The organism is Paracoccus aestuariivivens (assembly GCF_009711225.1).
Taxonomy (GTDB): Bacteria; Pseudomonadota; Alphaproteobacteria; order Rhodobacterales; family Rhodobacteraceae; genus Paracoccus; species Paracoccus aestuariivivens.
This window is the reverse complement of sequence record NZ_WMIE01000001.1, coordinates 462,980-486,429: the sequence shown is the minus strand read 5'-3', so window position 1 is coordinate 486,429 and position 23,450 is coordinate 462,980. Positions and strand designations below refer to the sequence as shown.

At 62.3% G+C, this 23,450-nt stretch carries 20 protein-coding genes and 1 tRNA gene; 13 read left to right on the top strand and 8 right to left on the bottom strand.

Annotation, left to right across the window (positions count from 1 at the left end; translation table 11 throughout):
* The first annotated feature begins 106 nt into the window (after positions 1–106).
* Positions 107–577, top strand: a complete 471-nt coding sequence (greA, locus tag GL286_RS02460; protein ID WP_170295014.1) for a transcription elongation factor GreA — start codon at positions 107–109, stop codon at positions 575–577.
* A gap of 15 nt (positions 578–592) precedes the next feature.
* Positions 593–1,513, top strand: a complete 921-nt coding sequence (locus tag GL286_RS02455; protein ID WP_155093948.1) for a hypothetical protein — start codon at positions 593–595, stop codon at positions 1,511–1,513.
* Here GL286_RS02455 and GL286_RS02450 read toward each other — a convergent pair.
* Positions 1,510–2,100, bottom strand: coding sequence for a GNAT family N-acetyltransferase (locus GL286_RS02450; protein WP_246184804.1), 591 nt, complete (start codon positions 2,098–2,100; stop codon positions 1,510–1,512). The two genes, GL286_RS02455 and GL286_RS02450, sit on opposite strands and share 4 nt — an antisense overlap.
* Positions 2,101–2,179: 79 nt before the next feature.
* Here GL286_RS02450 and GL286_RS02445 point away from each other — a divergent pair, with 79 nt between their 5' ends.
* On the top strand, positions 2,180–2,974 hold the full coding sequence (locus tag GL286_RS02445) for an AzlC family ABC transporter permease (protein WP_246184803.1): 795 nt from the start codon (positions 2,180–2,182) through the stop codon (positions 2,972–2,974).
* On the top strand, positions 2,971–3,300 hold the full coding sequence (locus GL286_RS02440; RefSeq protein WP_155093946.1) for an AzlD domain-containing protein: 330 nt from the start codon (positions 2,971–2,973) through the stop codon (positions 3,298–3,300). The genes GL286_RS02445 and GL286_RS02440 overlap by 4 nt, the downstream gene beginning before the upstream one ends.
* On the opposite strand, the gene GL286_RS02435 is transcribed toward GL286_RS02440, so the two are convergent.
* Genes GL286_RS02435 through GL286_RS02420 form a run of 4 tightly spaced genes read right to left on the bottom strand, consistent with a single transcriptional unit; the run spans position 3,285 to position 6,877 of the window.
* The gene (locus GL286_RS02435; protein WP_155093945.1) at positions 3,285–3,932 is read right to left on the bottom strand and encodes a hypothetical protein; all 648 of its coding nucleotides are present in this window, start codon (positions 3,930–3,932) and stop codon (positions 3,285–3,287) included. The two genes, GL286_RS02440 and GL286_RS02435, sit on opposite strands and share 16 nt — an antisense overlap.
* Before the next feature lie 22 nt (positions 3,933–3,954).
* The gene (locus GL286_RS02430) at positions 3,955–4,107 is read right to left on the bottom strand and encodes an aa3-type cytochrome c oxidase subunit IV (RefSeq protein ID WP_155093944.1); all 153 of its coding nucleotides are present in this window, start codon (positions 4,105–4,107) and stop codon (positions 3,955–3,957) included.
* Between the two features lie 59 nt (positions 4,108–4,166).
* The gene (locus GL286_RS02425) at positions 4,167–5,189 is read right to left on the bottom strand and encodes an MBL fold metallo-hydrolase (RefSeq protein WP_170295013.1); all 1,023 of its coding nucleotides are present in this window, start codon (positions 5,187–5,189) and stop codon (positions 4,167–4,169) included.
* A complete protein-coding gene (locus GL286_RS02420; RefSeq protein ID WP_155093943.1) occupies positions 5,186–6,877 on the bottom strand; it encodes an acyl-CoA dehydrogenase family protein in 1,692 nt (563 codons plus the stop codon). The genes GL286_RS02425 and GL286_RS02420 overlap by 4 nt, the downstream gene beginning before the upstream one ends.
* Before the next feature lie 110 nt (positions 6,878–6,987).
* Between GL286_RS02420 and GL286_RS02415 the strand changes: the two genes are divergently transcribed.
* Positions 6,988–7,938, top strand: coding sequence for an L-threonylcarbamoyladenylate synthase (locus GL286_RS02415; protein ID WP_155093942.1), 951 nt, complete (start codon positions 6,988–6,990; stop codon positions 7,936–7,938).
* On the opposite strand, the gene GL286_RS02410 is transcribed toward GL286_RS02415, so the two are convergent.
* A complete protein-coding gene (locus GL286_RS02410) occupies positions 7,935–8,507 on the bottom strand; it encodes a YqgE/AlgH family protein (RefSeq protein ID WP_155093941.1) in 573 nt (190 codons plus the stop codon). The genes GL286_RS02415 and GL286_RS02410 overlap by 4 nt on opposite strands.
* Positions 8,508–8,627: 120 nt before the next feature.
* Here GL286_RS02410 and GL286_RS02405 point away from each other — a divergent pair, with 120 nt between their 5' ends.
* Entirely contained in the window at positions 8,628–9,434 is an 807-nt protein-coding gene (locus tag GL286_RS02405; protein ID WP_155093940.1) for a protein-disulfide reductase DsbD domain-containing protein, read from the top strand.
* Here GL286_RS02405 and GL286_RS02400 read toward each other — a convergent pair.
* A complete protein-coding gene (locus tag GL286_RS02400; RefSeq protein WP_155093939.1) occupies positions 9,431–10,228 on the bottom strand; it encodes a uracil-DNA glycosylase in 798 nt (265 codons plus the stop codon). The two genes, GL286_RS02405 and GL286_RS02400, sit on opposite strands and share 4 nt — an antisense overlap.
* A gap of 61 nt (positions 10,229–10,289) precedes the next feature.
* Complete coding sequence (locus tag GL286_RS02395) at positions 10,290–10,691, bottom strand: hypothetical protein (RefSeq protein ID WP_155093938.1); 402 nt, start codon at positions 10,689–10,691, stop codon at positions 10,290–10,292.
* Between the two features lie 144 nt (positions 10,692–10,835).
* On the opposite strand from GL286_RS02395, the gene leuB reads away from it, so the two are divergent.
* The 7 genes from leuB to GL286_RS02360 all read left to right on the top strand — a co-directional run bounded on the left by leuB (position 10,836) and on the right by GL286_RS02360 (position 22,993).
* On the top strand, positions 10,836–11,957 hold the full coding sequence (gene leuB / locus GL286_RS02390; RefSeq protein WP_155093937.1) for a 3-isopropylmalate dehydrogenase: 1,122 nt from the start codon (positions 10,836–10,838) through the stop codon (positions 11,955–11,957).
* Positions 11,958–12,017: 60 nt separating this feature from the next.
* Complete coding sequence (locus GL286_RS02385; protein WP_155093936.1) at positions 12,018–12,965, top strand: DMT family transporter; 948 nt, start codon at positions 12,018–12,020, stop codon at positions 12,963–12,965.
* Between the two features lie 70 nt (positions 12,966–13,035).
* A tRNA-Pro gene (locus GL286_RS02380) sits at positions 13,036–13,112 on the top strand.
* 334 nt (positions 13,113–13,446) lie between these two features.
* Complete coding sequence (locus tag GL286_RS02375; RefSeq protein WP_343038816.1) at positions 13,447–13,869, top strand: AAA family ATPase; 423 nt, start codon at positions 13,447–13,449, stop codon at positions 13,867–13,869.
* 1,149 nt (positions 13,870–15,018) lie between these two features.
* Positions 15,019–19,230, top strand: a complete 4,212-nt coding sequence (locus GL286_RS02370; RefSeq protein ID WP_155093935.1) for a cadherin domain-containing protein — start codon at positions 15,019–15,021, stop codon at positions 19,228–19,230.
* Between the two features lie 62 nt (positions 19,231–19,292).
* Positions 19,293–21,290 (top strand): TonB-dependent receptor domain-containing protein, encoded by a 1,998-nt coding sequence (locus GL286_RS02365; protein ID WP_155093934.1) that lies wholly within the window; start codon positions 19,293–19,295, stop codon positions 21,288–21,290.
* 32 nt (positions 21,291–21,322) lie between these two features.
* Positions 21,323–22,993 carry a calcium-binding protein gene (locus tag GL286_RS02360; RefSeq protein ID WP_155093933.1) on the top strand — a complete coding sequence of 557 codons (1,671 nt, stop codon included), beginning with the start codon at positions 21,323–21,325 and terminating at the stop codon, positions 22,991–22,993.
* Positions 22,994–23,450: the final 457 nt, after the last annotated feature.

Genomic DNA, 23,450 nt, shown 5'->3' with positions numbered 1-23,450 from the left:
ACGATGCCGACTAACTTCAAGACGCCCTCGGCCCAAAGGTCGGGGGCGTTCCAACACCTTGTTTCGCGCAGACGTGGGCCGCCGCCGAGCGGCCGGAAGGACCGGAATGGAAAAGATACCGATGACCCGTGCGGGTTTTGATCAGTTGGACGAGGAACTGCGCGTGCTGCGTTCGGTCGACCGTCCCGCTGTCATCCGCGCCATCGCGGAGGCGCGCGAGCATGGCGACCTGTCCGAGAATGCCGAATATCACGCGGCGCGCGAGAAGCAGAGCTTCGTCGAAGGCCGCATCAAGGAACTCGAAGGGCTGATCTCTCGGGCCGAAGTGATCGATCCGTCGAAATTCTCGGGCAGCATCAAGTTCGGCGCGACCGTGTCGCTGCTGGACGAGGACACCGAAGAAGAGCGCACCTACCAGATCGTCGGAGAGGCCGAAGCCGATCTGGAGCGCGGATTGCTGAACATTCGCTCGCCCTTGGCGCGGGCGCTGATCGGCAAGGATGAAGGTGACAGCGTTGAGGTCGTCACCCCCGGCGGCGGGAAATCGTATGAGATCATTGCGATCAAATTCATCTGAAGCGGGTTCGGGCGTATGACCGCGCTCGAAACCCTGCGCCGTGTCGCGGCAGACCAATCCCGCGACCGGCTTCTTTCGATCGGCATCGCTGCCAGCGCGGTCTGGCTGGTGGTGGTCGGAATCTTTGTCTGGCTCGACCCTGACGGGTTGCCCCAGGATATGACCGGATGGCTGGTCGGGCTTGTGGGGGCGCTGGTGCCTTTGGCCCTGATCTGGTTCGGGGTCTGGTCTGCCCGCAGCCTTGCCTTGCTTCGGGCCGAGGCCGACGATCTGCGCGCCAGCCTGCACGCCATCAGGGCCAGCGCGGCACCACCTGTCACCGATCAGGAACCGCGTTTGAAGCCACGCTCGGCAAGTGTTCCGCGTCATGTCGCGACCATTCCCGCGCCGCAGGCCGACAATCGGCAGGATTCGCTGGATCTGGGCACGCAGCGCAGCCCCGAACTGACTCCGACCGAACTTGTCCGGGCGCTGAATTTTCCGGACGGCCCCGACGATCACGAGGCGATTCGCTGTCTGAAGCTGGCCTTGGGCGATCCAGAACTTGCCCGACTGATCCGCGCCGCTCAGGACGTCGTCACGCTTCTGGCGGGGCAGGGGGTCTATATGGACGACCTTGGCATTCCCGAAACCGACCCCGAACTATGGCGCCAATTTGCCGAAGGCCAGCGCGGCGAATCCGTGTCGGCCCTTGCCGTGATCGAAGACGATTCCGCTCTGGATATTGCCGCCCAAATGATGCGCATGGACGAGGTCTTTCGTGATGTCGCGCAGCATTTCCTGCGCCATTTCGACCGGCTTCTGGCCCGTCGCGCCGAGATCGACGATCCGGTCGTGCTGGCCGTTCTGGCCGAGTCGCGGTCGGGTCGGGCCTTCGTTCTTCTGGCGCAGACCTGCGGGATGCTGGGCCGCCCATATACCTTGGCCAAAGACTAGACCGGCCTGCGCATGACATGGGCCGGTGCGCGCCATGGCCAGCCCAGCTTTTGTCGACCCGAAGCCTCGAATGCCAGTGCCTGCCACGCGGCCAAAGCATCGCGGTTGTGTGCCTCAACTTCGACCATCAGGGCGGGGTGACCCAGTTGACGTGCGCGCCCCGCCGCGACATCCACCAAAGCGCGGGCGATGCCGCGGCAGCGCCATTGCGGACGGACGGCAACTCCGTCAAGGATCAGATCGGCGGTTGCATCGCCGCTGAGATGCAGTTTGCTGGACAGATGCCGCAGCCGTCCGTGCCAAGGACCGAACGTGCGATGGAAATCCGGCCCCGAGGGCGACAGGAAGCCGCCCCAGGGCCCGCGCAGGCCCGCGATGCCGACCAATGCGCCGCGATCTGTTACCGCGATCAAGGCATTATCGGGGTTCATTGTGGCGGCGACCAGCGCAATACCCTTGCGCGGTGGGGTAGGCAGCGGCAGCAGCCCCGAGCCGAAACCACGCCAATACAACCGCGCCGCCGCGCCGCGCAAATGCTGCGGAACGCCGTGCTGGATCCGGATCGGGCCATGCGGTTTTGCGCTCAAATCCCGGTCACCCTTGCACCTGCCTTGGCCTTTGGTCAATCTGTCGGCGATCCATAGCGCGAACGGCCCCGTTTCCACCATGACCTATCCTGACAGCCCGGCGGCCATGACGCCCGAGGCCGAACCCGTACTTTCTCCCGAGCAAAAGCGTGCTCTGGCTCGCACTCCGGCGCAATGCCTGCGTCACGGCGTGATCCAATCCTTGCCGTTCCTGTTGGTTCTGGTGCCTTTCGGACTGTTGTTCGGGGTGCTTTCCGCCGAATCCGGTCTGGATCTGGCGCAGGTCATGGGATTTTCGGTGCTGGTGCTGGCCGGAGCGTCGCAATTCACCGCCGTTCAGCTTTTGACCGATCATGCGCCCACGGTCATCGTCATCGTCTCGGCCCTTGCGGTGAACTTGCGCATGGCGATGTATTCGGCCTCGCTGGTGCCGTGGTTGGGTGATGCCGGTCCGCGTCAGCGCGCGTTGACCGCCTATCTGCTGATTGACCAGACCTATGCCCTGTCGATCCAGCAATTCGAGAGGAATCCCCGCCTGCGCCTGGATCAAAGGCTGGCCTATTTCCTTGGCACGGCGATCTGTGCCTGTGTGCCTTGGGTCATTGCCAGCGCGGTCGGCTTCCGGCTGGGGCGCGCTATTCCGGAAAGCTGGGCGCTGGATTTCGCGCTGCCGATCACCTTCCTTGCCATGGTCGCGCCGATGCTGCGCTCGGCCGCCCATATCGCGGCCGCTGGCGTATCCATCGTGGCGTCGTTGGTGTTCACCGTGCTGCCCTCGGGATTGGGCATCCTGTTGGCTGCGCCGCTGGCGATGGCGACGGGCGCATGGGTCGAGAAACGGACCGAGCGGCTGAAAGCCGGAGGCCTGAAATGAGCGGTTTCGACCTGAAAGTCTGGTTCATCATCGCCGTCCTTGGCGTCGGAACCTACCTGATCCGGTGGTCATTTCTGGGCGCGATCGGCAACCGCGCCATCCCTGAATGGGCCGAGCGCTCTTTGCGGTATACCGCTGTTGCCGTGCTTCCGGCCATTGTCGCGCCGCTTGTCGTCTGGCCCGCCGCGACAGACGGGCGGCCCGATCCGGTGCGCCTGACCGCCGCTGCGGTGACATTGGGGGTCGGGCTTGTGACCCGCAACACGCTGTTGGCGATTGTCGCGGGCCTGATGGCGCTGTTCGGGATGCTTTATCTCATGGCGTGAAGTTGGCCGTCGGTGCCGTAGCCGGTCACGACGCCATTCTTCTGGCGCAGCAAGACGTTGTGGTTGTTGGCCGGATCGCCGTCCATGTGCTTCTGGCTGGTGACGCCCGGAAGGGTCAGGAACCAGCGGCGTAGGTTCAGAGGCGAAAAACCGGTCGGCGCGCCTTCGAAGCCCGGCACGCGCCGCAGCACCTGTCCGGTCGAGACGGCACAGAAACTTTTATTCGCCGGGCCTTGCTGTTCGGCGGAACGGATCGCGGCCTCGGCCACGGCCAGCGGGACCTGGATCGTATCCTCGGCCACCCAATAGGTCTGGCGGGCGTGGTAATCGATGTAGAAGTTCTTGAAATTCGGCGTGATCCCGTAAAGCACATCATGGCGTTCAGGGATCGAGGGGTGATTCCAGCTGCCCGCCGGATCGTAAATCACGCGCTGCGTGCCGTTGATCAGCAGGGCGGAATGGCCACCCTCGCCTTTGGGGATACCGATCACCGTCAGCAGCGTGATCAAGGGGGGCTCGTTCGACACATAACGCGCCTTGCGCACGGACTCGTCGCTGGCCCAGATATTGTCCGCACCGCAAGCCGCAAGCGTGGCCGGCAGCGCCAGCGCGAGGAAGGCACGCCTTTGCATCGTAATTCTCCGAAAGGTGGGGTCAGGCGTTCGTCAGCGCCATAAAGATCAGGACGCAGATCGAAAGGCCGGCAACCCATGTCGAGGCCTTGATAAAGCCCGCAAAGGTTTTCTGCTGGTGGCTGATATCCATTTCACCGTGCTTGTGCTCGGTGATCTCGTGATGCGAGGCCATGTGTCACCCTGTTTGCAACGCTGCGTCGCGCCAAGGGATAACTGATGCCCCGCCCCCTGTCACGCCCCCCAAAGGGTCGCGCCGTCCTTGGTCTGGCCTACGGGCCACACCTGTCCCGTCGCGCGCAGGTGGTTGATGTGACCGACCGCCTCGGCCAAGGCCAGACTGAACTCGGGCTTGCCGATCATCCGGCGGTACAGCAGGTCAAAGCAACCGACGGTGGTGCGGGGGTCTTCGCGAAGTCCGCATAATAGCCGTTCGATGGCTGCGTTCTGGTTTTCGATCAGCTGGCGCAAGCGGGTCGGCAGACCCCGATAAGGCAACTTGTGTCCGGGCAGGACCAGCTGTTCGGGGCGGGCAAAGCCCAGCAGTCGCTCGCAGGAATCGATCCACGCGCCCACGCTGTCGGCGTCGGGCTCGTTCGGATAGACGCCAAGATTGGGCGAGATCGAGGACAAAAGCTGGTCGCCCCCGATCACCAGATCGTCGTCCAGCGACCAAAGGGTGACATGCTCGGGGGCGTGCCCTTCGCCCATGCGGACGATCCATTGACGGTTGCCGAATCCGACCTCCTGCCCCTCGGTCAGGCGGCGGTAGCCGGGGGGAAGCGGCGCGGTGGCATCCGCCATATTGAACGGGCGCTCGCCCATTCGTTCTGCGATCATTTCGGGCGACATTCCCGCTTCACGCCAGAAGTTCACGGCCTGCGGGGTGGGGCGGTCCTGCACGTCCAGAACGCTCATCCGCGCCATCAGCCATGCCGTGCGCGAAGTCCACAACTCGGCCCCCATCGACTGGAACCAGCCGGCAAGGCCGATATGATCCAGATGGTGATGGGTGACGATCAGGCGGGTGACAGGCGCATCGGCCAAAGGGCCGCACAGCAGATCCTGCCAGATGCAGCGCACCTCGGGGGTGTCGATGCCGCAGTCGATCAATGTCCAGCCCTGCGCATCGCGGAGGGCATAGACGTTGACGAAGCTGGGCTTGAAGGGCAGGGGAAGCTGTATCCACAGCACCCCCGGCGCGATTTCATGCGCTTCGCCGCTTGCGGGCAGGATATGAGGCTCGGTGTGGATCACACCGCCATCTGACCGAGGAAAAGGGCATCGTCAAGCTCTTCCAGATCGGCAACTCCGGCGCGTGCGGCGGCAAGTTCTCCGTTAAATTGCGGCAATACGCGGGAGATATGGACGCGGGCCAAGGTCGCGCTGCCGCCGTTGATCGCTGCTCGCAAGTGGTAATGGGCGCCCAGAACGCGCGCAAAGGCCGAAAGATAAGGCACTGCGCCCGCAAAACGGTCGGGCAGATCGCATTCCAGAAGATCCTGCGTTGTCTCGCGCAGGGTTTCGGCGGCCTGCCAGACCTGATGTGCCAGTTCGGGGTGCTGGGATTGTGCCTCTTTCGCGCCGTCCAGAATCTCATCCAGCAGAGCCATCGCCGCAACCCCGCCATCGGCGAATTTCCGGCCGACAAGGTCCATCGCCTGAATGCCGTTCGTGCCCTCGTAGATCGAGGTGATCCGCACGTCGCGCAAATATTGGGCGATGCCGGTTTCTTCAATATAGCCCATGCCGCCATGCACCTGCACCGCCGTATCGGCGACCCGCGTGCCCGCATCGGTTCCGTAAGCCTTGGCGATCGGGGTCAGGAATGCAGCGCGCGCGGCCCATTCCGCATCGCCGGTTGCCTTGGCCATGTCGATGGCGACCGCGCAAGCCAGACAGATCGCGCGTGCGGCAAAGATCTCGGCACGCGAAACGGCCAGCATCCGGCGCACATCGGGGTGGCGGATGATCGGGCCCATCTGGTTGCGCTCGAAGGCATAGGTCGTGGCCTGCTGCAAAGCGGCCTCGCCCTGCGCGACGCCCTGAATGCCGACGCCAAGACGGGCGCAGTTCATCATGGTGAACATCGCTGCCATGCCCTTATGCTCGGCCCCGACGATCCAGCCCTTGGCGCCCTCGAAGCTCATGACACAGGTGGGCGAGCCGTGGATGCCGAGCTTGTGTTCAAGGCTGACGACGCGCAGGTCGTTCGGCGTGCCGGGATTGCCGTCTTCGTCCGGAATAAGTTTCGGCACCATGAACAGGCTGATGCCGCGTGTGCCGGGACCACCATCGGGCAGACGCGCCAGAACGAGGTGGCAGACGTTCTGCGTCACGTCGCTGTCGCCCCATGTGATAAAGATCTTCTGGCCGGTGATGCGGTAGCTGCCATCCCCGGCCCGTTCGGCGCGGGTGGTCAGCGCCCCGACATCCGATCCGGCACCCGGTTCGGTCAGGTTCATCGTGCCTGACCATTCGCCCGAATTCAGCTTGGGCAGATACAGCGCCTTCAATTCTTCGCTGCCGTGATGCTCCAGCGCCTCGATCTGGCCTTGGGTCAGCATCGGGTTCAATTGCAGCGCCAGACAGGCCGAGGCGACCATTTCGTTGACAGCCATGTTCAGCGCCTGCGGCAAGCCCATGCCGCCATGCTGCGGATTCGCGGAAAGTCCGATCCAGCCCCCCTCGGCCAGCGCATGGAACGCCTCGGCAAAACCGGGGCTAGAACGCAATACGCCGTTTTCCAGCCGTGCCGGAGACAGATCGCCCGAGCGGTTCACCGGCGCGATGACCTCGGTCGCGATCCGGCCGGCCTCGGTCAGGACGGCATTGATGGTTTCGGATGTGGCTTCGGCAAAAACCTCGGTGTTCGAAACTTCCGGAAGGCCAACGACCTTGTTCAGAATGAACGCGATCTGCCCGACTGGTGCAGTGTATGACATGGCCCTCTTCCCTTCGCGCCTTGGCAAATGCCGATTAGGCGCATAACTGATCCCCTGGGGTCGATCATATGTGCGGCTCGTAAGCCATCAACCACAACCCGACGTAACAAATGCACACCCGACTGCTTTCAACGGATGATCAAGGTCTTGCCATCGCCTGTGACTGGTTGTCGCAGGGCGATGTCGTCGCCATGCCTACCGAGACCGTCTACGGTCTGGCGGGCGATGCAAGAAACGCAACTGCCGTCGCCCGCATCTACGAGGCCAAGGGCAGACCCAGCTTCAACCCGCTGATCGTACATCTGCCCGACCGTGTCGCGGCCGAGAAAGTGGCCCATTTCGACGATGCCGCGCGGGCATTGGCGGCGGCGTTCTGGCCCGGAGCGCTGACCATGGTGCTGCCTTTGCGCGAGGATGCGGGAATTGCGTCGCTGGTGACGGCGGGACTGGATACCGTGGCGCTGCGGGTTCCGGCCCATCCGGTTGCACATGCGCTGCTCGAGCGTTTCGGTGGACCGCTGGCGGCACCTTCGGCCAATCCGTCCGGGCGGATCAGTCCGACGGCCGCCGCGCATGTGGCAGATACCGAAACCGGTCTTGGCGGGCGCATTCCAGCGGTGCTGGATGCGGGCAACTGTCCGGTCGGCGTCGAATCGACGATCATCGGCTGGGTGGATGGACGGCCCGCCTTGCTGCGCCCCGGCGGAGTTTCCGCCGAGCAGATCGAAGCGGTGCTGGGACAGCCTTTGACCCGTCCGGCGATCAATCCCGACGCCCCCAATGCGCCGGGCCAATTGACCAGCCACTACGCCCCCCGCGCCAGCCTGCGGCTGAACGCCACGAGCGTCGCGCCAGGTGAGGTGATGATCGGCTTTGGTGAGGTGGCGGGCGAGTTGACGCTAAGCGCCTCGGGCGATCTGGCCGAGGCGGCGTCGAACCTGTTCGATCTGCTGCGTCAGGCCGATGCGACGGGACGGCCCATCGCAGTCGCAACCGTGCCCGAAACCGGTCTTGGCGCGGCGATCAACGACCGCCTGCGCCGCGCGGCGGCTCCGCGTTAGGCGCGTCCGGCGCTTGGGGACAGGGCCAGAGGGTCGATTCCCATGCCCTGTAGCGCCGCGCGCCATTTGCCGGAATTGTCCTGACCGAAGATCAACTCGTCCAAACGGTCGCGGGTCAGCCAGCCATTGTCCAGAATCTCGGAATCCAGCTGGCCCGGTCCCCAGCCGGCGTAACCCAGTGCCAGCATCGCGGGCTGCGGACCACGGCCATGGGCGAAATCCTCGAGGATGTCGCGTGTGGTGGACATCGCAAGGTCGCCGTCTATCCGCATCCGGGTTTCGTCCAGTTCGTCCCCCTCGGTGACACGATGCACGACAAAGCCGCGCCCCGGCTCGACCGGACCGCCAAAACGCACCGGAATGTCGGTGGTGTCGTCGCTGGTGTCGATCCCAAGTTGGCCCAGCAGGTCCGAGAATCCCACCTCGGGCATGGGGCGGTTCACGACCAGCCCCATCGCGCCATCGTCGGAATGGGCGCAGATCAGGATGACGGAATGTTCGAATCTGGGATCGCGCATGCCGGGCATGGCGATCAGCATCTTGCCTGTCAGGTTGGCGGAACTGTCCAACGGCTGCTCCTTTTCTTTCCTGTAAAGATCGGCGCTGATCGCCGGTTTCGCAAGGGAAAGCGCTAATTTCCCGTGAATGTGACTTCACCCGATGCCCCCAAGCCACCTAAGAATGCAGCCATGAAATGGTTTGCTTTCCTTTTGGTTTCAGCACTTCCCGCCATCGCGCAGGAAGGTTTGAATATCTCTGTCCCCGCTGATTCCGAGCAACCGCCCGGATTGGTTTCCGCCGAGCTTCTTCCGGGTTGGGTCACCCCCGAAGGACGCCGGATGACGGCTTTTGCGCTGCGGCTGGAGCCCGGCTGGAAGACATATTGGCGCAGCCCCGGTGATGCGGGTGTACCGCCGCATTTCGACTGGCAGGGGTCGCAGAACATCGGCGCCGTGAAACTGCTATGGCCTCGTCCCGAGGCGATTGAATCGGGGGGCGAGCGGACTTTGGGCTATCACGACACGCTGATCTTGCCGATCGAGATCGCGCCCCGGACGGCAGATGCGCCGACCGATCTGAAAGCGGTGGTCGATTTCGGGCTATGCGACGATATCTGCGTGCCGGTTCAGGTCAGTCTGACCGCACCGCCGCCGCAAGACCTGCCCGATCCCCGGATCGAGGCCGCGCTTGCGCAACTTCCCGACCTGTCTGCGGACAAGCCGGATTGTCGGGTCGAGGAAATCAAGGACGGCATGCGGGTCACGGCCGAGTTCGACAATCGTGACGCGCCCGAAGTCGCGATGGAGCTTGACGACGATCAGGTCTGGGTCTCGCAGCCGGAGCTGGCTCATCATGGCGAGACGCTGCGGGCGACGGCCGAGTTCATCGACGAAACCGGCAAGCCGTTTGCGCTGGATGCGGCTCGGGTTCGGCTGACCCTGATCGGGCCGGATAAAGCAATCGAGTTCGAGGGCTGCAATCCGGTTCTGGATTAGCCAAGCTTTGCCGCGATTGACAAAAGATCGGCCCAGGCCTCGCGTTTTGCCAGCGGTGTGCGCAACAGATAGGAAGGGTGCGTCATCGGCAGGGCGGGCAGGCCAAAGGCCGTCGTCCATCCGCCGCGTAGCCTGAGGATGCCTTGCTGGTTCAGGGCCGCGATGCAGGGTGTGTTGCCCATCAGGACAAGGATTTCGGGCTGCGCCAATTCGATATGGCGCTTCAGGAAGGGCAGCATCAGCGCGATTTCCTCCGGTTCGGCCATCCGGTTTCCCGGCGGCCGCCACGGCAGGACATTGGTGACGTAAAGCCCCGTCTCGGCATCGACCGAGTCGCGTGCAAGCCCGATGGCCGCGAACATCCGGTCCAGCATTTCTCCGCTGCGTCCGGTGAACGGGCGGCCTTGCAGATCGTCTTCTTCGTCAGGGGTCTCTCCGATCACCATGATCCTTGCGCCCACGCGGCCATCGGCAAAGCAGAAATTCCGCGCGCCCTTGCGTAACTCGATGGCTTCGAAAGATTCCTGAGCGTCGGCCAAGGCGGAAAGCGTGGTCGCGGCGGCAGAAAGCGACTCGGCCTGCGCGACCAGATCCTTGCCCTGATCGCGCGGTGGCGAGACAGAAGCCGCCACAGCGGGCGAGGGGGGCGTCACGATCCTGTCGGGCAGGTCGTAGCGATCCATGGGTTCGTCCAGACATGGCTCATCCGCGCCCAGCTCGGCCTGCCATTGCAGGAGAGCCAGCGCCGTCTCCGCGTCGAGCGCGAATCCCCGGTAGGTCGGATCAGCCGTCATGCGCGCAGGCTAAAGTCTGGGCGGTGCGCGGGCAAGGCGCTGCTTGCCAAGACGCGCAGGGTTACTGCGATTGCGTCAGGGGCGTCGTGCCGCCCCCCATCTCTACCAGCCTTTGAATCAACGGCTTGGCGGTCGGGCCGATACGGTCGCAGGCGCCGGGATCGTCCAGCAGCTTGAAGGCGGGGCCATAATAGTTCCGGTCATAGGCTGTGGCATCCAACCCCAGTTTCGCGGCCAGCTTGTCACCCGTTCCGGTGATGAGCGTCCATTCGCCATTGCTGATCTCGAATCCCGGACAGTTCGAGGTGATGACATTCACATTCGCCAGTTCGGCGATCAGTGCTTTTGCCTCGTCGGTACTCAGTTCCGAGACGTCAGGTAGCTGGACGGTAACGCCCCCGTCGGCCAAAGCTGTGCCGGCCATGACGGCCAGCGCCCCGGCCAAAGCCGTGAGTGCATGCATGGGTTGCCCCCTCATTCCGATTGCCTGGCCATCCCGCCCCAACCACTCCTTGGGCGCAACCCAATTCGCCGTGAACTTGACGGGGCCGAGCCGCCCCGTTACGCGGATTTCCGAACGTCGAGTTGCACGAGAGGATGCCCTGCGATGACCACCCATTCCCTTCTGATCCTGCCCGGTGACGGCATCGGTCCCGAAGTCATGACCGAGGTCCGCAAGGTCATCGACTGGTTCCAGACGAACAAAGGCATCCAGTTCGACGTCAGCGAGGATCTGGTCGGCGGCGCCGCCTATGACAAGCACGGCGTGCCGCTGGCCGATGAGACCATGGCTAAAGCCCAAGAAGTCGACGCGGTCCTGCTGGGCGCGGTCGGTGGCCCCGCCTATGACAACCTCGATTTCTCGGTGAAGCCCGAGCGCGGGTTGCTGCGTCTGCGCAAGGAAATGGACCTGTTCGCGAACCTGCGCCCGGCGCAATGCTTCGACGCGCTGGCCGATTTTTCTTCGCTGAAGCGTGAGATCGTCGCGGGTCTGGACATCTTGATCGTGCGGGAACTGACCTCGGGCGTCTATTTCGGCGAGCCGCGCGGCATCCATTCCGACGACAACAACCCGCAGAACGAGGGTGGCCGCGTCGGTATCAACACCCAGCGCTACACTTCGGGCGAGATCCGTCGCGTCGCGCGCGCGGCCTTCGAGCTGGCCAAGAAACGCGGTAACCGCGTCTGCTCGATGGAAAAAGCCAACGTCATGGAATCGGGCATCCTGTGGCGCGAGGAAGTTCAGTGGGTCCACGACAACGAATACCCCGAGGTCGAGCTGTCCCATATGTATGCCGATAACGGCGCGATGCAGTTGGTGCGCCGCCCGAACCAGTTCGACGTGATCGTGACCGACAACCTGTTCGGCGACATCCTGTCGGACGCCGCCGCGATGCTGACCGGCAGCCTCGGCATGCTGCCCTCGGCCAGCCTTGGCGCGCCGATGGCGAATGGCCGTCCGAAAGCCATGTATGAGCCGGTCCACGGTTCCGCCCCGGATATCGCAGGGCAGGGCAAGGCGAACCCGATCGCCTGTATCCTCAGCTTCGCAATGGCGCTGCGCTACAGCTACGATCTGGGTGCCGAGGCCGACCTGCTGGAGGCCGCGGTCGAGAAGGTTCTGGCCGACGGCGTCCGCACCGGCGATCTGATGGGCCCCGAGGGCGGCACGCCGGTCACCACCTCGCAGATGGGCGACAAGATCGTCGAAGCCCTGTCCGCGCTCTAAGCCACCAAGCGCCCGCCCTTACCGGCGGGCGCTGTCTTTTCTGGGGCTTGCGGAGGGGGCATGCCGGGGAATTTGAAAGGCGCGCTTCTGGCGCTGCTGTCCATGGGGATCTATTCGACCCATGACGTGATCATCAAGCTGCTGGGCGAGGGCTATCCTGCGCTGCAGATCCTGTTCTTCTCGGCCCTGTTTTCCTTTCCACCCATCGCCATCCTGCTTTTGCGCGATCCCACGCATGGCACGTTGCGGCCGCGCTCGCCGTTCTGGGTCGGCCTGCGCTCGCTCTGCATCATCAATTCGGGGATATGCGGGTTTTACGCCTTCTCGGTGCTTCCGCTTGCGCAGGTCTATTCGATCCTGTTCGCCTCGCCCCTGTTCATCACCATGCTTTCGGTTCCGGTCCTAGGCGAGCGCGTCGGTCCCCAGCGCTGGATAGCTGTCGCGATTGGCCTTCTGGGCGTGTTGGTCGTGCTAAGGCCGGGATATGTCGATCTGGGCATGGGGCATATGGCCGCACTGCTGGCGGCTTGTTCGAGCGCGATGGCAGCCGTGTCGATCCGCAGGCTGGGTCGGTCCGAGCGAACGGTGATCCTGATCCTGTGGCCGATCATCGGGAACTTCATCCTGACCGGCATGTCGCTCGGCCTAGCATATCGCCCGATGGCAGGGGGGGACCTTGCCCTGACCGCGCTGATCGCGGTGCTTGGGCTGATCGCCGGTTTTCTGCTGATTCAGGCCTATCAGGCGGGCGAGGCCGCCAATGTCGCACCGATGCAATATTCGCAAATGCTGTGGGCCATCACCTATGGCTGGCTTTTCTTCGACGAGCATCCCGATTCCATGACATTGCTGGGCGCGTCCTTGATCATCGGCTCGGGCCTGTTCATCCTGATGCGCGAGCGCGCGGGCCCCTCGCTGATGCGTCCCGTGACCGAGGCAAGGCTGCGCAGCGAAACCGTGACGGCCCCTCGCGCTAATCTTCTGCGCCGTTTACTGCGCCGCGAATGACCAAGAAACGAAAAAACGCACGTCCCCCCTTGCATTCCCTACAGCGACGGGATACCTGCCGCCTCACGGTCGGAGCGTAGCGCAGCCTGGTAGCGCACCTGCTTCGGGAGCAGGGGGTCGGAGGTTCGAATCCTCTCGCTCCGACCATTTTCCCGATGATAAGAGGCAGATAGTTCTGCCTTTCTCGTCAGAGGATTTGCCTCTGCCGCGCAGACAGGTGCTGTTTTCCCCTACAAAAATTTATTCTGTTTTGATCCGCGCTTTTCGGCGCGTTGATCGCTTCGCAGCTCTCCCACCTGTCAAAACCGAGTAGGGCCCATGAGCGACCATTTCCTCGGCATGACGAGCGGCCCCGGTGGGGCACGACCAGGCTGATCACCGAACTCGCCCGCTGCGGCTTTCACGCAATCCCCGAATCTGGCCGCGCGATCATCAGCGAGGAGATGGCGCGCGGCGGAGACGATTTCCCTGGATCAATCGCATGGCCTACGCCGACTGGATGCTCGAGCGTGATCTTCAACCCTACAGCGCCGCACAGGCGCTATCAGGTCCCGTAATCTTCGACCGCGGCATTCCAGTCATCGTGGGCTGCCTGAGCCTTTGCGGCCCACCCGTGCCGCCCCATGTGGTCGCAACGGCCAAGGCAGCCCGCTATAATCGTCGCGTCTTTCGGGTACCTTACCGGGATGAGAAATTCACACAGGACACGGAGCGCAAGCAGTGCCACGCTCAAGCCGAGGCAACCTGTGCAGCTATGTATGAGACCTGCTCCGCATTCGGGTACGAACTCACGGAGTTGCTGAAGCGGACAAGCCGCGCGGTCCCTCCGCCTTTCTACCGCCTTAAGCTCGCCGGCCCATACCGGTCGCTCAGTTTATCACCAGGCTGCGGCAGCGTTCGTTAAAGCGACCGTAAAGGCATGGCGCAGCTACGTCCTGCCGGCAACGGGCTTTCGAGTGCCCCATGATCGGGACGCTCGCGGTCAGGCTCGGTCATGTAAATAGGCTGAATTCGATAAGGTTCGAGAAAGGCCGGAGGGAAAGAAAGAGGAATCCTGTTACGGAACGGCTCGGCAAGCCGCCGGGCCATCGGGTCTTGCATCTGAACCTGTGATAGTATGTCCCAAGTCGAGTACCGTTGGTTACGTCGACGCCACGATGCCGATGGCCCCCAGAAAGCAGATCATCGACACGCTCAGACCAACCCAGAACTAGACATCTCCCAGTTCCCGTTTCGCGGGCGTTTGCGGGATCAAGGGCTTGTTTTGTTTTACTCGGGGCGTTGACCCGCCGCTTGTTCCCATTCCGATTTGGAGTCCTGCCGCATGGCAAGAAATTAGTATTATCCGTAGCGACCATTCATCATGACTGACGGATCCTGATTGTGAGGGATTTCCCTCGGGTTCGGAGGGGAATTCTGGGCGCAAATATTCACCGCATTTCGGGCCGGAAATTTTAATGCGGATCGGCTTTGCTATTCAGGGTCGCCAATGCATCACATAATAAAATATTGTCGGACCCGCAGCGATTGCGGTCGAGACGGCAAACAAGGTACGTCAGAACCAGATCGTCCAGCACCGGCAGTTTCCGGCCCTTACCGGATGCCGTCGTTTCGGTTTTTTCGATTATTGAAGCATCGGATGAAGCCGGGATAAACAAAGTCGGGTCAGAGATTCCTCTGAATCACGCCTCTGGGCGTCCAACTAACGTAAATCACGATCCAAAGCCTCTAGTCGGCAAAAGTCATACTTGACTGAATTTATTAACATTGGCATTCCCTACGTCATAGGCAGGCTTCGGCCCCTGATCGCAGCCAATCGGCTTTGGATCAGGGTCAGCTCACCCAGCGCAAAATGACGGCCGTAAGGCCATCCGCTTCGTGTGATAGGGGCCTATGAAGCATGGATCGCTTCAAGACATGATTGACAGCCGGGTGGGGCACAGTGATGCCGCCCCTCGTTGCCACGGCATGACCGCTTGCGCGCTGCACCATTCGAATTCCTGAACAACACTGATCCAAATCCGGCCCCGAGGGGCGTAGGGAGATTCTCGACGTGAGCACCGAACCGAACCTCGCTCCGATTGCAGCGGCGGCAGCCGCAGCACCCGGGAGCGGCATTACGATTGACGCCTCGACCGCAACTGCGGGCATCGATTGGGCAACGTTTATTGGCGATTATGTCTCGGGCACGGGCTCATTCAGCTTTTACGGCGGTGAAACCACGCCGTTTTTCGGCCAGCCTCAGGCCGTCAGCGGCTCTCAGGTAGCCTACACCTTCCCTGGGTCGCAGGGGGTTTTCGTCCTCGAGGGCAGCAGTCTCGCCTATGACTGGATCCGCTATGGCACCAGCTATCCGCATGCGCTGTCAGGTCAGCTTGACGGCCTGACCTTTGGCAACTGGGTCGAGGGGCAGACCACGGCGACCGCAGGCACGGGTGCGGCAGGTCGCATCGCCGGTCTTGACACGCAGTTGGTCATTAACGGACTGGACATCGATGTCGCGCCCGGAACGGGGGCATCGTCGGAAACGGTTTCCAATCCGGTCATGGATATGCATGGCGCAGCGTCTACGGGTGACGCGGATGCTGTTTATGATCTCCTTTCAGGTTATGCCCAGAACTTCATCGGTTCGACCCATGCTGACAGCTTCACCGGCACCGCTCAGAACGACACGATCGACGGGGGTGCTGGAAACGATACGCTGGACGGTGGCGCGGGAGCGGACATCATCAATGGCGGCGCGGGCGATGATCTGATCCAGTCGGGCGCAGGCAATGACACGATCGACGGCGGCACCGGCACCGATACGCTTGTGCTGGAGGGCAATTTCGGCGGTCCGGGAGGTTATACCTTCACCGGAGGCGTGGGCGGGGCGCCATTGGTCATCACCGACCCAAGCGGGGGAACGGGCACGGATACGCTGACGAATGTCGAGATCCTGCAATTCGACAACCTGACCTACGATCTCGTGAACCATCGCGCCAACTTCACCCCCACCGGATTGGCGCTGAGCAATGCCAGCATTGCCGAGACTGCGGCTGTCGGCGCGACGGTTGGCGCGATTTCGGTGACGGATCGCGAAACCAGCGACAGCTACACCTATGAATTGGTGAACAGCGCTGATGACCGCTTCGTGATCGAGAACGGCGAAGTGCGAGTTGCCGCGCCTCTGACCGATGGCACCTACGACATCGAGGTCCGGGTCACTGATAGCGCGGGCAATACCTACCAACAGGCATTGACCGTCAACGTGACCGAACCGCCGGTCATCACCATCGACGCATCGGGCGCAAGCGCGGGCATGGATCTAGAGGCGTTCATTCGCGGTGGTTTCCTGCAAGGCGTATCGGGCGGCGGCATGCCGGTCTTTGACAATGGCACGAATTTCAGCGGAACCGAGGCAATGCTGGCCTATGGCAGCGATGCTTCGTCGTCCTACATCCTGGCGCGCGGGGCGCTGGAATATTATTTCGGCACCCACACGGTTGCTGGTGAAATCGGCACAATCGAATATGGTACGCGCGGCACCGGCAGCTATGACGCAAGCGGCGCGTTCGTTGGTGGCGATACGGAACTGCGTATCAGCGGGCTGGAATTTGCAAACGGGCGCCCGGCGACCCCTGCCGAGGAAGCCCTGATCGAAGCGAATGGCGCGGTCCACAACTTCGTCATCGCCCATATGTACGGCTCGGCGGGTTCGCAGGCGCGGCTGGATGCCTATGCCGACGCGCTGGACGAATACCGCCAGCATTTCATCGGCTCGGCCGGGAATGACATCTATGTTGGCAGCCGCTTCAACGACACGATCGAGGGTGCAGGCGGCAACGACCTGCTGAATGGCGGAGAAGGCACGGATGTCGCGGTCTTCGACGGCGTGTTCGGCGGTCCCTCCGGCAACTACTCCTTTACCGGTGGTATGGGTGGCGCACCTCTGGTCATCACCGACAGTCGCGCGGATGGCACCGGCACCGATACGCTGACCAATATCGAACTGCTCCGCTTCGATAACCTGACATATGATTTCATCAACCACCGCGCCAATTACACGCCGACCGATGTGGCGCTGTCCAACGCCGATGTTATCGGCAGCGCGGTTGCTGGCACGGTCGTCGGCAGCCTGACCGCTACCGATCGTGAGGTTTCCGACACGCATAGCTTCGCGCTGATCGACGACGCAGATGGTCGTTTCCGCATCGTCGGTAGCGAAATCCGTGTCACCGGAACGGCACCGCTCTCGCATGACAACTATGTGCTGACCATTCGCGTCACCGATGGCGCGGGCAATGAATTCGACAAGCAAATCACGATTTCCGTCGATGATCCGGTTGCGAATACCGCTCCCGCGACCGTCAGCCTGTCCGCAACCGGGATCGCCGAGAATTCGGCTAATGGTACCGTTGTCGGCATTCTGTCGGCGACCGATGTCGATGGCGATGCGCTGACCTACAGCCTGACGAACAATGCCGGTGGCCGTTTTGCGCTGGTCACGCAGAACGGGCAGACCCGTCTGGTGGTGAATGGCGCGCTGGACTATGAAACGGCAAGGTCGCACCAGATTTCGGTTCAAGTCTCGGACGGGCGCGGAGGCGTCGTGACGCAGAACTTCACCGTTGGCGTTACCGACGTGCTGGGTAGGGTAATCACCGGAACCGCCGCTGCCGACCTTCTGAATGGCACACCCGAGGGCGATACGCTGAATGGCGGCGCAGGTGCCGACACTCTGCGCGGTGGGATCGGCAATGACATCTATATCGTCGATCATACGGGGGATCTGGTTGTTGAGCTAGCCGGTCAGGGCACCGACACAGTGCGCTCGACCGTCACTTACACGCTGGCGGGCAATGTCGAGAACCTTGAACTGCTGGGCTCGGCGGCAATTGGTGGTACCGGCAACGTGCTGGCCAACCGGATCACCGGCAACGTGGGCGCGAACACGCTGATCGGCGCGGCTGGCAATGATACGCTGATCGGTGGCGCTGGTAACGACACGCTGAACGGCGGAATCGGGACCGACGTGATGCAGGGCGGTGCGGGCAATGATGTCTATGCCATCTACGACGCAAGTGATCGCGTGACCGAGCTTGCCGGTCAGGGCACCGACACGGTGCGCTCGACCGTCACCCACGTGCTTGCGGCGAATGTCGAGAACCTTGAATTGTATGGTACGGCTGCGCTGTCCGGCACCGGCAACGTTTTGGCCAACCGTATCACCGGCAATGCGGGTGCGAACGTACTGAACGGTGCGGCGGGCAATGACACGCTGATCGGCGGGGCCGGAAACGACAGTCTGAATGGCGGCCTTGGGGCGGACGCGATGCAGGGCGGCATCGGCAACGATCTGTATTTTGTGGATAATCTGGGCGACCGGATCATCGAGGCCGCGAATGCAGGTGCCGACACCGTCCGCGCAACCGTCAGTCATGCGCTTTCCGCGAATGTCGAGAACCTGGAGCTGCAGGGCGGCGCGTTGAATGGCAACGGTAATGCCAGCGCGAACCGGATCACCGGCACGGCGGGTGCGAACGCGCTGAATGGCGCTGCGGGCAACGACACGCTGATCGGCGGTGCTGGGAACGACTCGCTGAACGGTGGCACGGGCATTGACCAGATGAGCGGCGGTGTCGGCAACGACACCTATTACGTCGATCATGCAAGCGACCGGGTTATCGAGCTTTCCGGCCAGGGTGTGGATACCGTCCGCTCGACCATCAGCCATACCCTTGGTGCGAATGTCGAGAACCTGATCCTGACCGGCACGGCCGCAGTCAATGCCACCGGGAATGCTGTGGCGAACGCCCTGACCGGCAATTCCGGCGCGAACGTCCTGATGGGCTACGCGGGGAACGATGTCCTGAATGGCGGCGCGGGCGATGACAGGTTGTTCGGCGGTGTCGGCAATGACCGGCTGATCGGCGGCGCGGGTGCCGATATCCTCAGGGGGGGTGAGGGCAGAGACGTCTTTGTCTTCACCTCGCTGCGCGACTCGACGGCATCGCTGGCCGGTCGCGACTCGATTTGGGACTTCACCAAGGGCGCGGACCGGATCGATCTTTCCCAGATCGATGCGAATACCGCGACGGCAGGCAATCAGGCCTTCTCGTTCATCGGGAACGCGGCATTCTCGGGCGAGGCCGGAGAATTGCGCTTTGTGAACGTGAACGGGCAAAGCCTTGTTCAAGCCGATGTGAATGGCGACGGGCGCACCGACTTTTCTATCCATTTTGACGACAGGCTGACCTTCACGCAGAGCGACTTCCTGCTGTGATCGAGTGAACCGACGGGGAGGGCTGTGGCCCTCCCTGTCATCTGGGCCAAAAGGAAAAGACCATGGCAGCCGTCCGCAGGCTTGCGACCCTGACCACGACCGTCATGCTGATTGCCGCAGCACCAAATGCCACGTCCGCCCAAGAGGAAGTGCGGCTGAATACGGTTGTCCTCAGCAGCGAGGCCGATGGTGACGGCGATGGCACCAGCACCGTACTCAGCGCCGATCAGGTCCAACTGGAATATTCCGGTCTCGATCTGTCACAGGTTCTGGACGAGATCCCGGGCGTCACGACGCAGGTCTCGGATGGCGATCCCGGCGTTTCGGTCAATATCCGGGGCATGCAGGATTTCGGTCGGGTCAATGTGCTGGTCGATGGCGCGCGGCAGAATTTCCAGCGGACCGGTCACGGTGCCAATGGTTCATTCTATACCGATACGGAAATGCTCAAGTCGGTCGAGGTCACGCGCGGACCCGGCGCCACGGTCAACGGCGGCGGCGCGATTGGCGGCGTCGTCAGTCTGACGACCATCGATGCCGATGACATCATCGCGGACGGGTCGGACCGCGGCGGCAGGCTTCGCTTCTCGTTGGATTCCAATGGCCCCGGCCCGACGGTGAACCTTGTCGGTGCCATGCGGCCCGATGATCGCGTCGATTTCCTGCTGGGCGGGACCTATCTTGATCGGCGCGACTATACTTCGGGTGGTGGCGAGGTGGTCGCCTCGGGCCAGGCCATGAATTCCGGCCTGTTCAAGACCCGGTTCCGCCCGGCCGAGGGGCATGAGCTGAGCTTTACCGCCAGTCGCTATGACACATCTTTCCTGACCGGCACGTCGATCCTGCGCGACACCGATGTGACGGTGGATACAGCCATCGCCGGTTATCGCTGGAGGCCGGTCGACTCGGATTTCTGGGACCTCAGCGTCAAGACCTACCTGACACGTACCGAGGCGGACCAATCCCTTCAGAACGGCCCGTTCGAGCGATCGTTCAGGATCGAGACCAGCGGGCTTGATGCCCATAACACCGCGCATGTCTCGACAGGTGGTATCGAACACGAAGTGACCTTCGGCGGGGATGTCTTTCGCGACAGGGTTAGCACGCTCGACCGCGTCGGAACCAGTGGCGAGCTGACCCCTCCGGGTACGCGGGTCGTCTGGGGGGCCTATGTTCAGGATCGCGTAGCTCTGAACCCATGGTTCGAGCTTGAGGGGGCGCTGCGTTTTGACGCCTATAAGCTGGAAAACGACCGCCACAGGGTCGAGGGCGACCGGCTTTCGCCCAAGTTTCTGGTCCGGTACGCCCCCGATCAGCGGATCAGCTTCTACCTGAGCTATGCCGAGGCGATGCGCCCCCCTGCCTTGACCGAAAGCATGATCGAAGGCTTTCATCCCGGCGCGGTCAGCGGTGAGTTCCTGCCCAACCCCGATTTGCGACCAGAAATTGCTCATACGATCGAGGCGGGTCTGGATGCGCAGCTTCAGGGCCTGCTGCGCGACGATGACGAATTTACCGCCCGTTTCGCGGTCTTTCAGAATGACGTTGACGACTACATCGACCAGAATCTGGTCCAACACGGGCTTTTCGGCGCAATCCAATATCTGAACATCGGCAAGGTCCGTATCCGCGGGGCCGAGCTCGAGCTGTCCTACGACTCGTCGCGCTATTTCGGCGGGCTGAACGGCCAGCTTCTGGACGGCAAGCGTCTGAGTGGCGACGATCTGAACGACATCCTGCTTTACCCTCAGGAAAATGGGGTTCAGCCCAAGGTGCCGCCTTACCAGATCGCCGCGACCGCCGGCATCAAGGCACTGGACGCACGCCTTCAGATGGGCGCGCGTGCAACTTTCGTCGGCGAGCAGAAAAACGCCCGTGCTGAAGGCTATGTGGGCGACAGCTATGAAACGCTCGACCTGTTTGCCCAATACCAGATCAGTGACGATTTCAGCGCGAATGTGGCGCTGAACAACGTTCTGGACCGCGACTACACGCAATACCTGAACGCCAATCCCAGCCCCGGCTTCAACGCCCATGCCACGATTAGCGTCCGCTTCTGATCAACCAATCTGAATTCAAGGAGACACTCGAAATGGCATTGACGATCCGCCTTCTTGCCTCGACCGGGGTAAACTTCAACGCCGATTTCGACTCTTATTTCAACCGCTTCGACCAGAACGGCTTCCCTCTGTTTCTGGGCGAGAACAACCAGTACAACGGCGACCAACTGCTGCTTCTGGGGACGCAGACCGCAGACCCACGCAATACCCAAGCCGTCATCATGGATGGCAGTGATCTGAGCTATGCCTTTGCCAGCCATACGCTCAGCGGCACGATGACCTCGATCCGACTGGCGACCTTGGGCAACAGCTACAATTCGTCAACCGGCACGTTCACCCGCGATGCGGCGGGGCATATCACCAATATCTCGACCTCCATCCAGATTTCCGGGCTGAACATCTCGAATGCGCCGGCGGTGCGCGGGAACTTCCATCAGGTCACAAACGGGTTGATGGGTGGCGACGGGCATGATGGCGGGCGCGCCGACCCCACCCGGCTGGAGAGTTTCATCTGGGCCGAAGCGCATAACGTCATCGGCTCGGCCGGGGCAGACACCTATTCCGGAACGCGCTTCAACGACACGATCAACGGGGGTGCAGGCAATGATACGCTGGCTGGGGCTGCCGGCAATGACAGCATCATCGGTGGAACAGGCAACGACAACCTGAGCGGAGCGGCCGGAAATGACACATTGAATGGCGGCGCGGGCGCGGACGCCATGACCGGCGGTGCCGGAAACGACCTTTATTGGGTCGATTCAGCCAGCGACCGCGTGATCGAGGCCGCGGCAGGGGGCACCGACACCGTGCGCTCGACCGTCAGCTACACTGTGTCCGCCAATGTCGAGGCGCTGCAGCTGCTTGGCACGGGCGCGATCAACGGAAAGGGCAATGCGCTAGCCAATACGCTGACCGGAAACGGGGCCGCGAACCTTCTGAGCGGCGATGCTGGCAATGACACTTTGAATGGCGGTGCCGGAAGCGATACGCTGAATGGCGGTACAGGTGCCGACGTCATGACAGGCGGCATCGGCAACGATATCTATTGGGTCGACTCGGCCAGCGATCGCGTAGTCGAGGCGGCTGCGGGCGGTGCCGACACCGTGCGCTCGACCGTGGGCTATATACTGCCCGCCGATGTCGAGGCGCTGTTACTGCTAGGCACCGGTGCGATCAATGGGATCGGCAACACTCTGGCCAATACGCTGACCGGAAACGGGGCTGCAAATCGCCTGAACGGCGGCGCAGGCAATGATATCCTGATTGGAGGTGCGGGTGCGGATGTTCTTCTGGGTGCGGCCGGTAACGACCGCCTGAATGGCGGTACTGGTAACGACAACCTGAATGGCGGCACAGGCGCAGATAGGCTTACCGGGGGCGCTGGTGCCGATACCTTCGTCTTCGCAGCTATGTCTGACTCGACCGTTGCGATTGGCGGTCGCGACGTGATCGTCGACTTTCAGGGAGGTACGGGTGATCGCATCGGCCTAAGCGGGATCGACGCGAACACCGCTGTCGCGGGTAACCAGGCGTTTTCATGGATGGGGACGGCAGTGTTTTCGGGCACGGCTGGCCAATTGCGCTATCAACAGCAGAACGGCGACACCTTCATCTATGGCGATGTGAACGGCGATAGGGTCACCGATTTTGCAATCGTCATCGATGCCCAAGTCAATCTGAACGAGAGTTTCTTCCTGCTTTGATGCATCCCCTCGCTTTGGAACCTATGCGTTTCCACTGCTCAGCATAGCTGTATTGTGGCAGGGGCGTTTCCGGCCTGTAGTCGCGACGGTGCTGTGAGGTTTGCCATGGGCCGTTGCGGCGGATGATATTGCGTCCCGTACCCTCCCGCCCAAATTGGCATCGCGACCCCACTAGGTTTGGCTTTAAGGCCTGGAATGTATCCGCCCGCTGATACGGCCATGGACAATGCCACGGGCCCGTATGGTGTTCGCGGAGTGAGGCATCGAACATCATCGGTCCGAGAGATATGCTGAACATCCCAAATCAACACCGCATGCTCAGAGGCAATTTGTTGCAGACTGGTTCGTCTGATCCTGTCGCACGACAGTTGCGCCAAGCGGCTCCTTGCCCTCTTTCGCTCCGACGGCCTCGCGACCGATGCTCGGCTTATGCCGCCACGGCCGGAGGCTTGTAGAC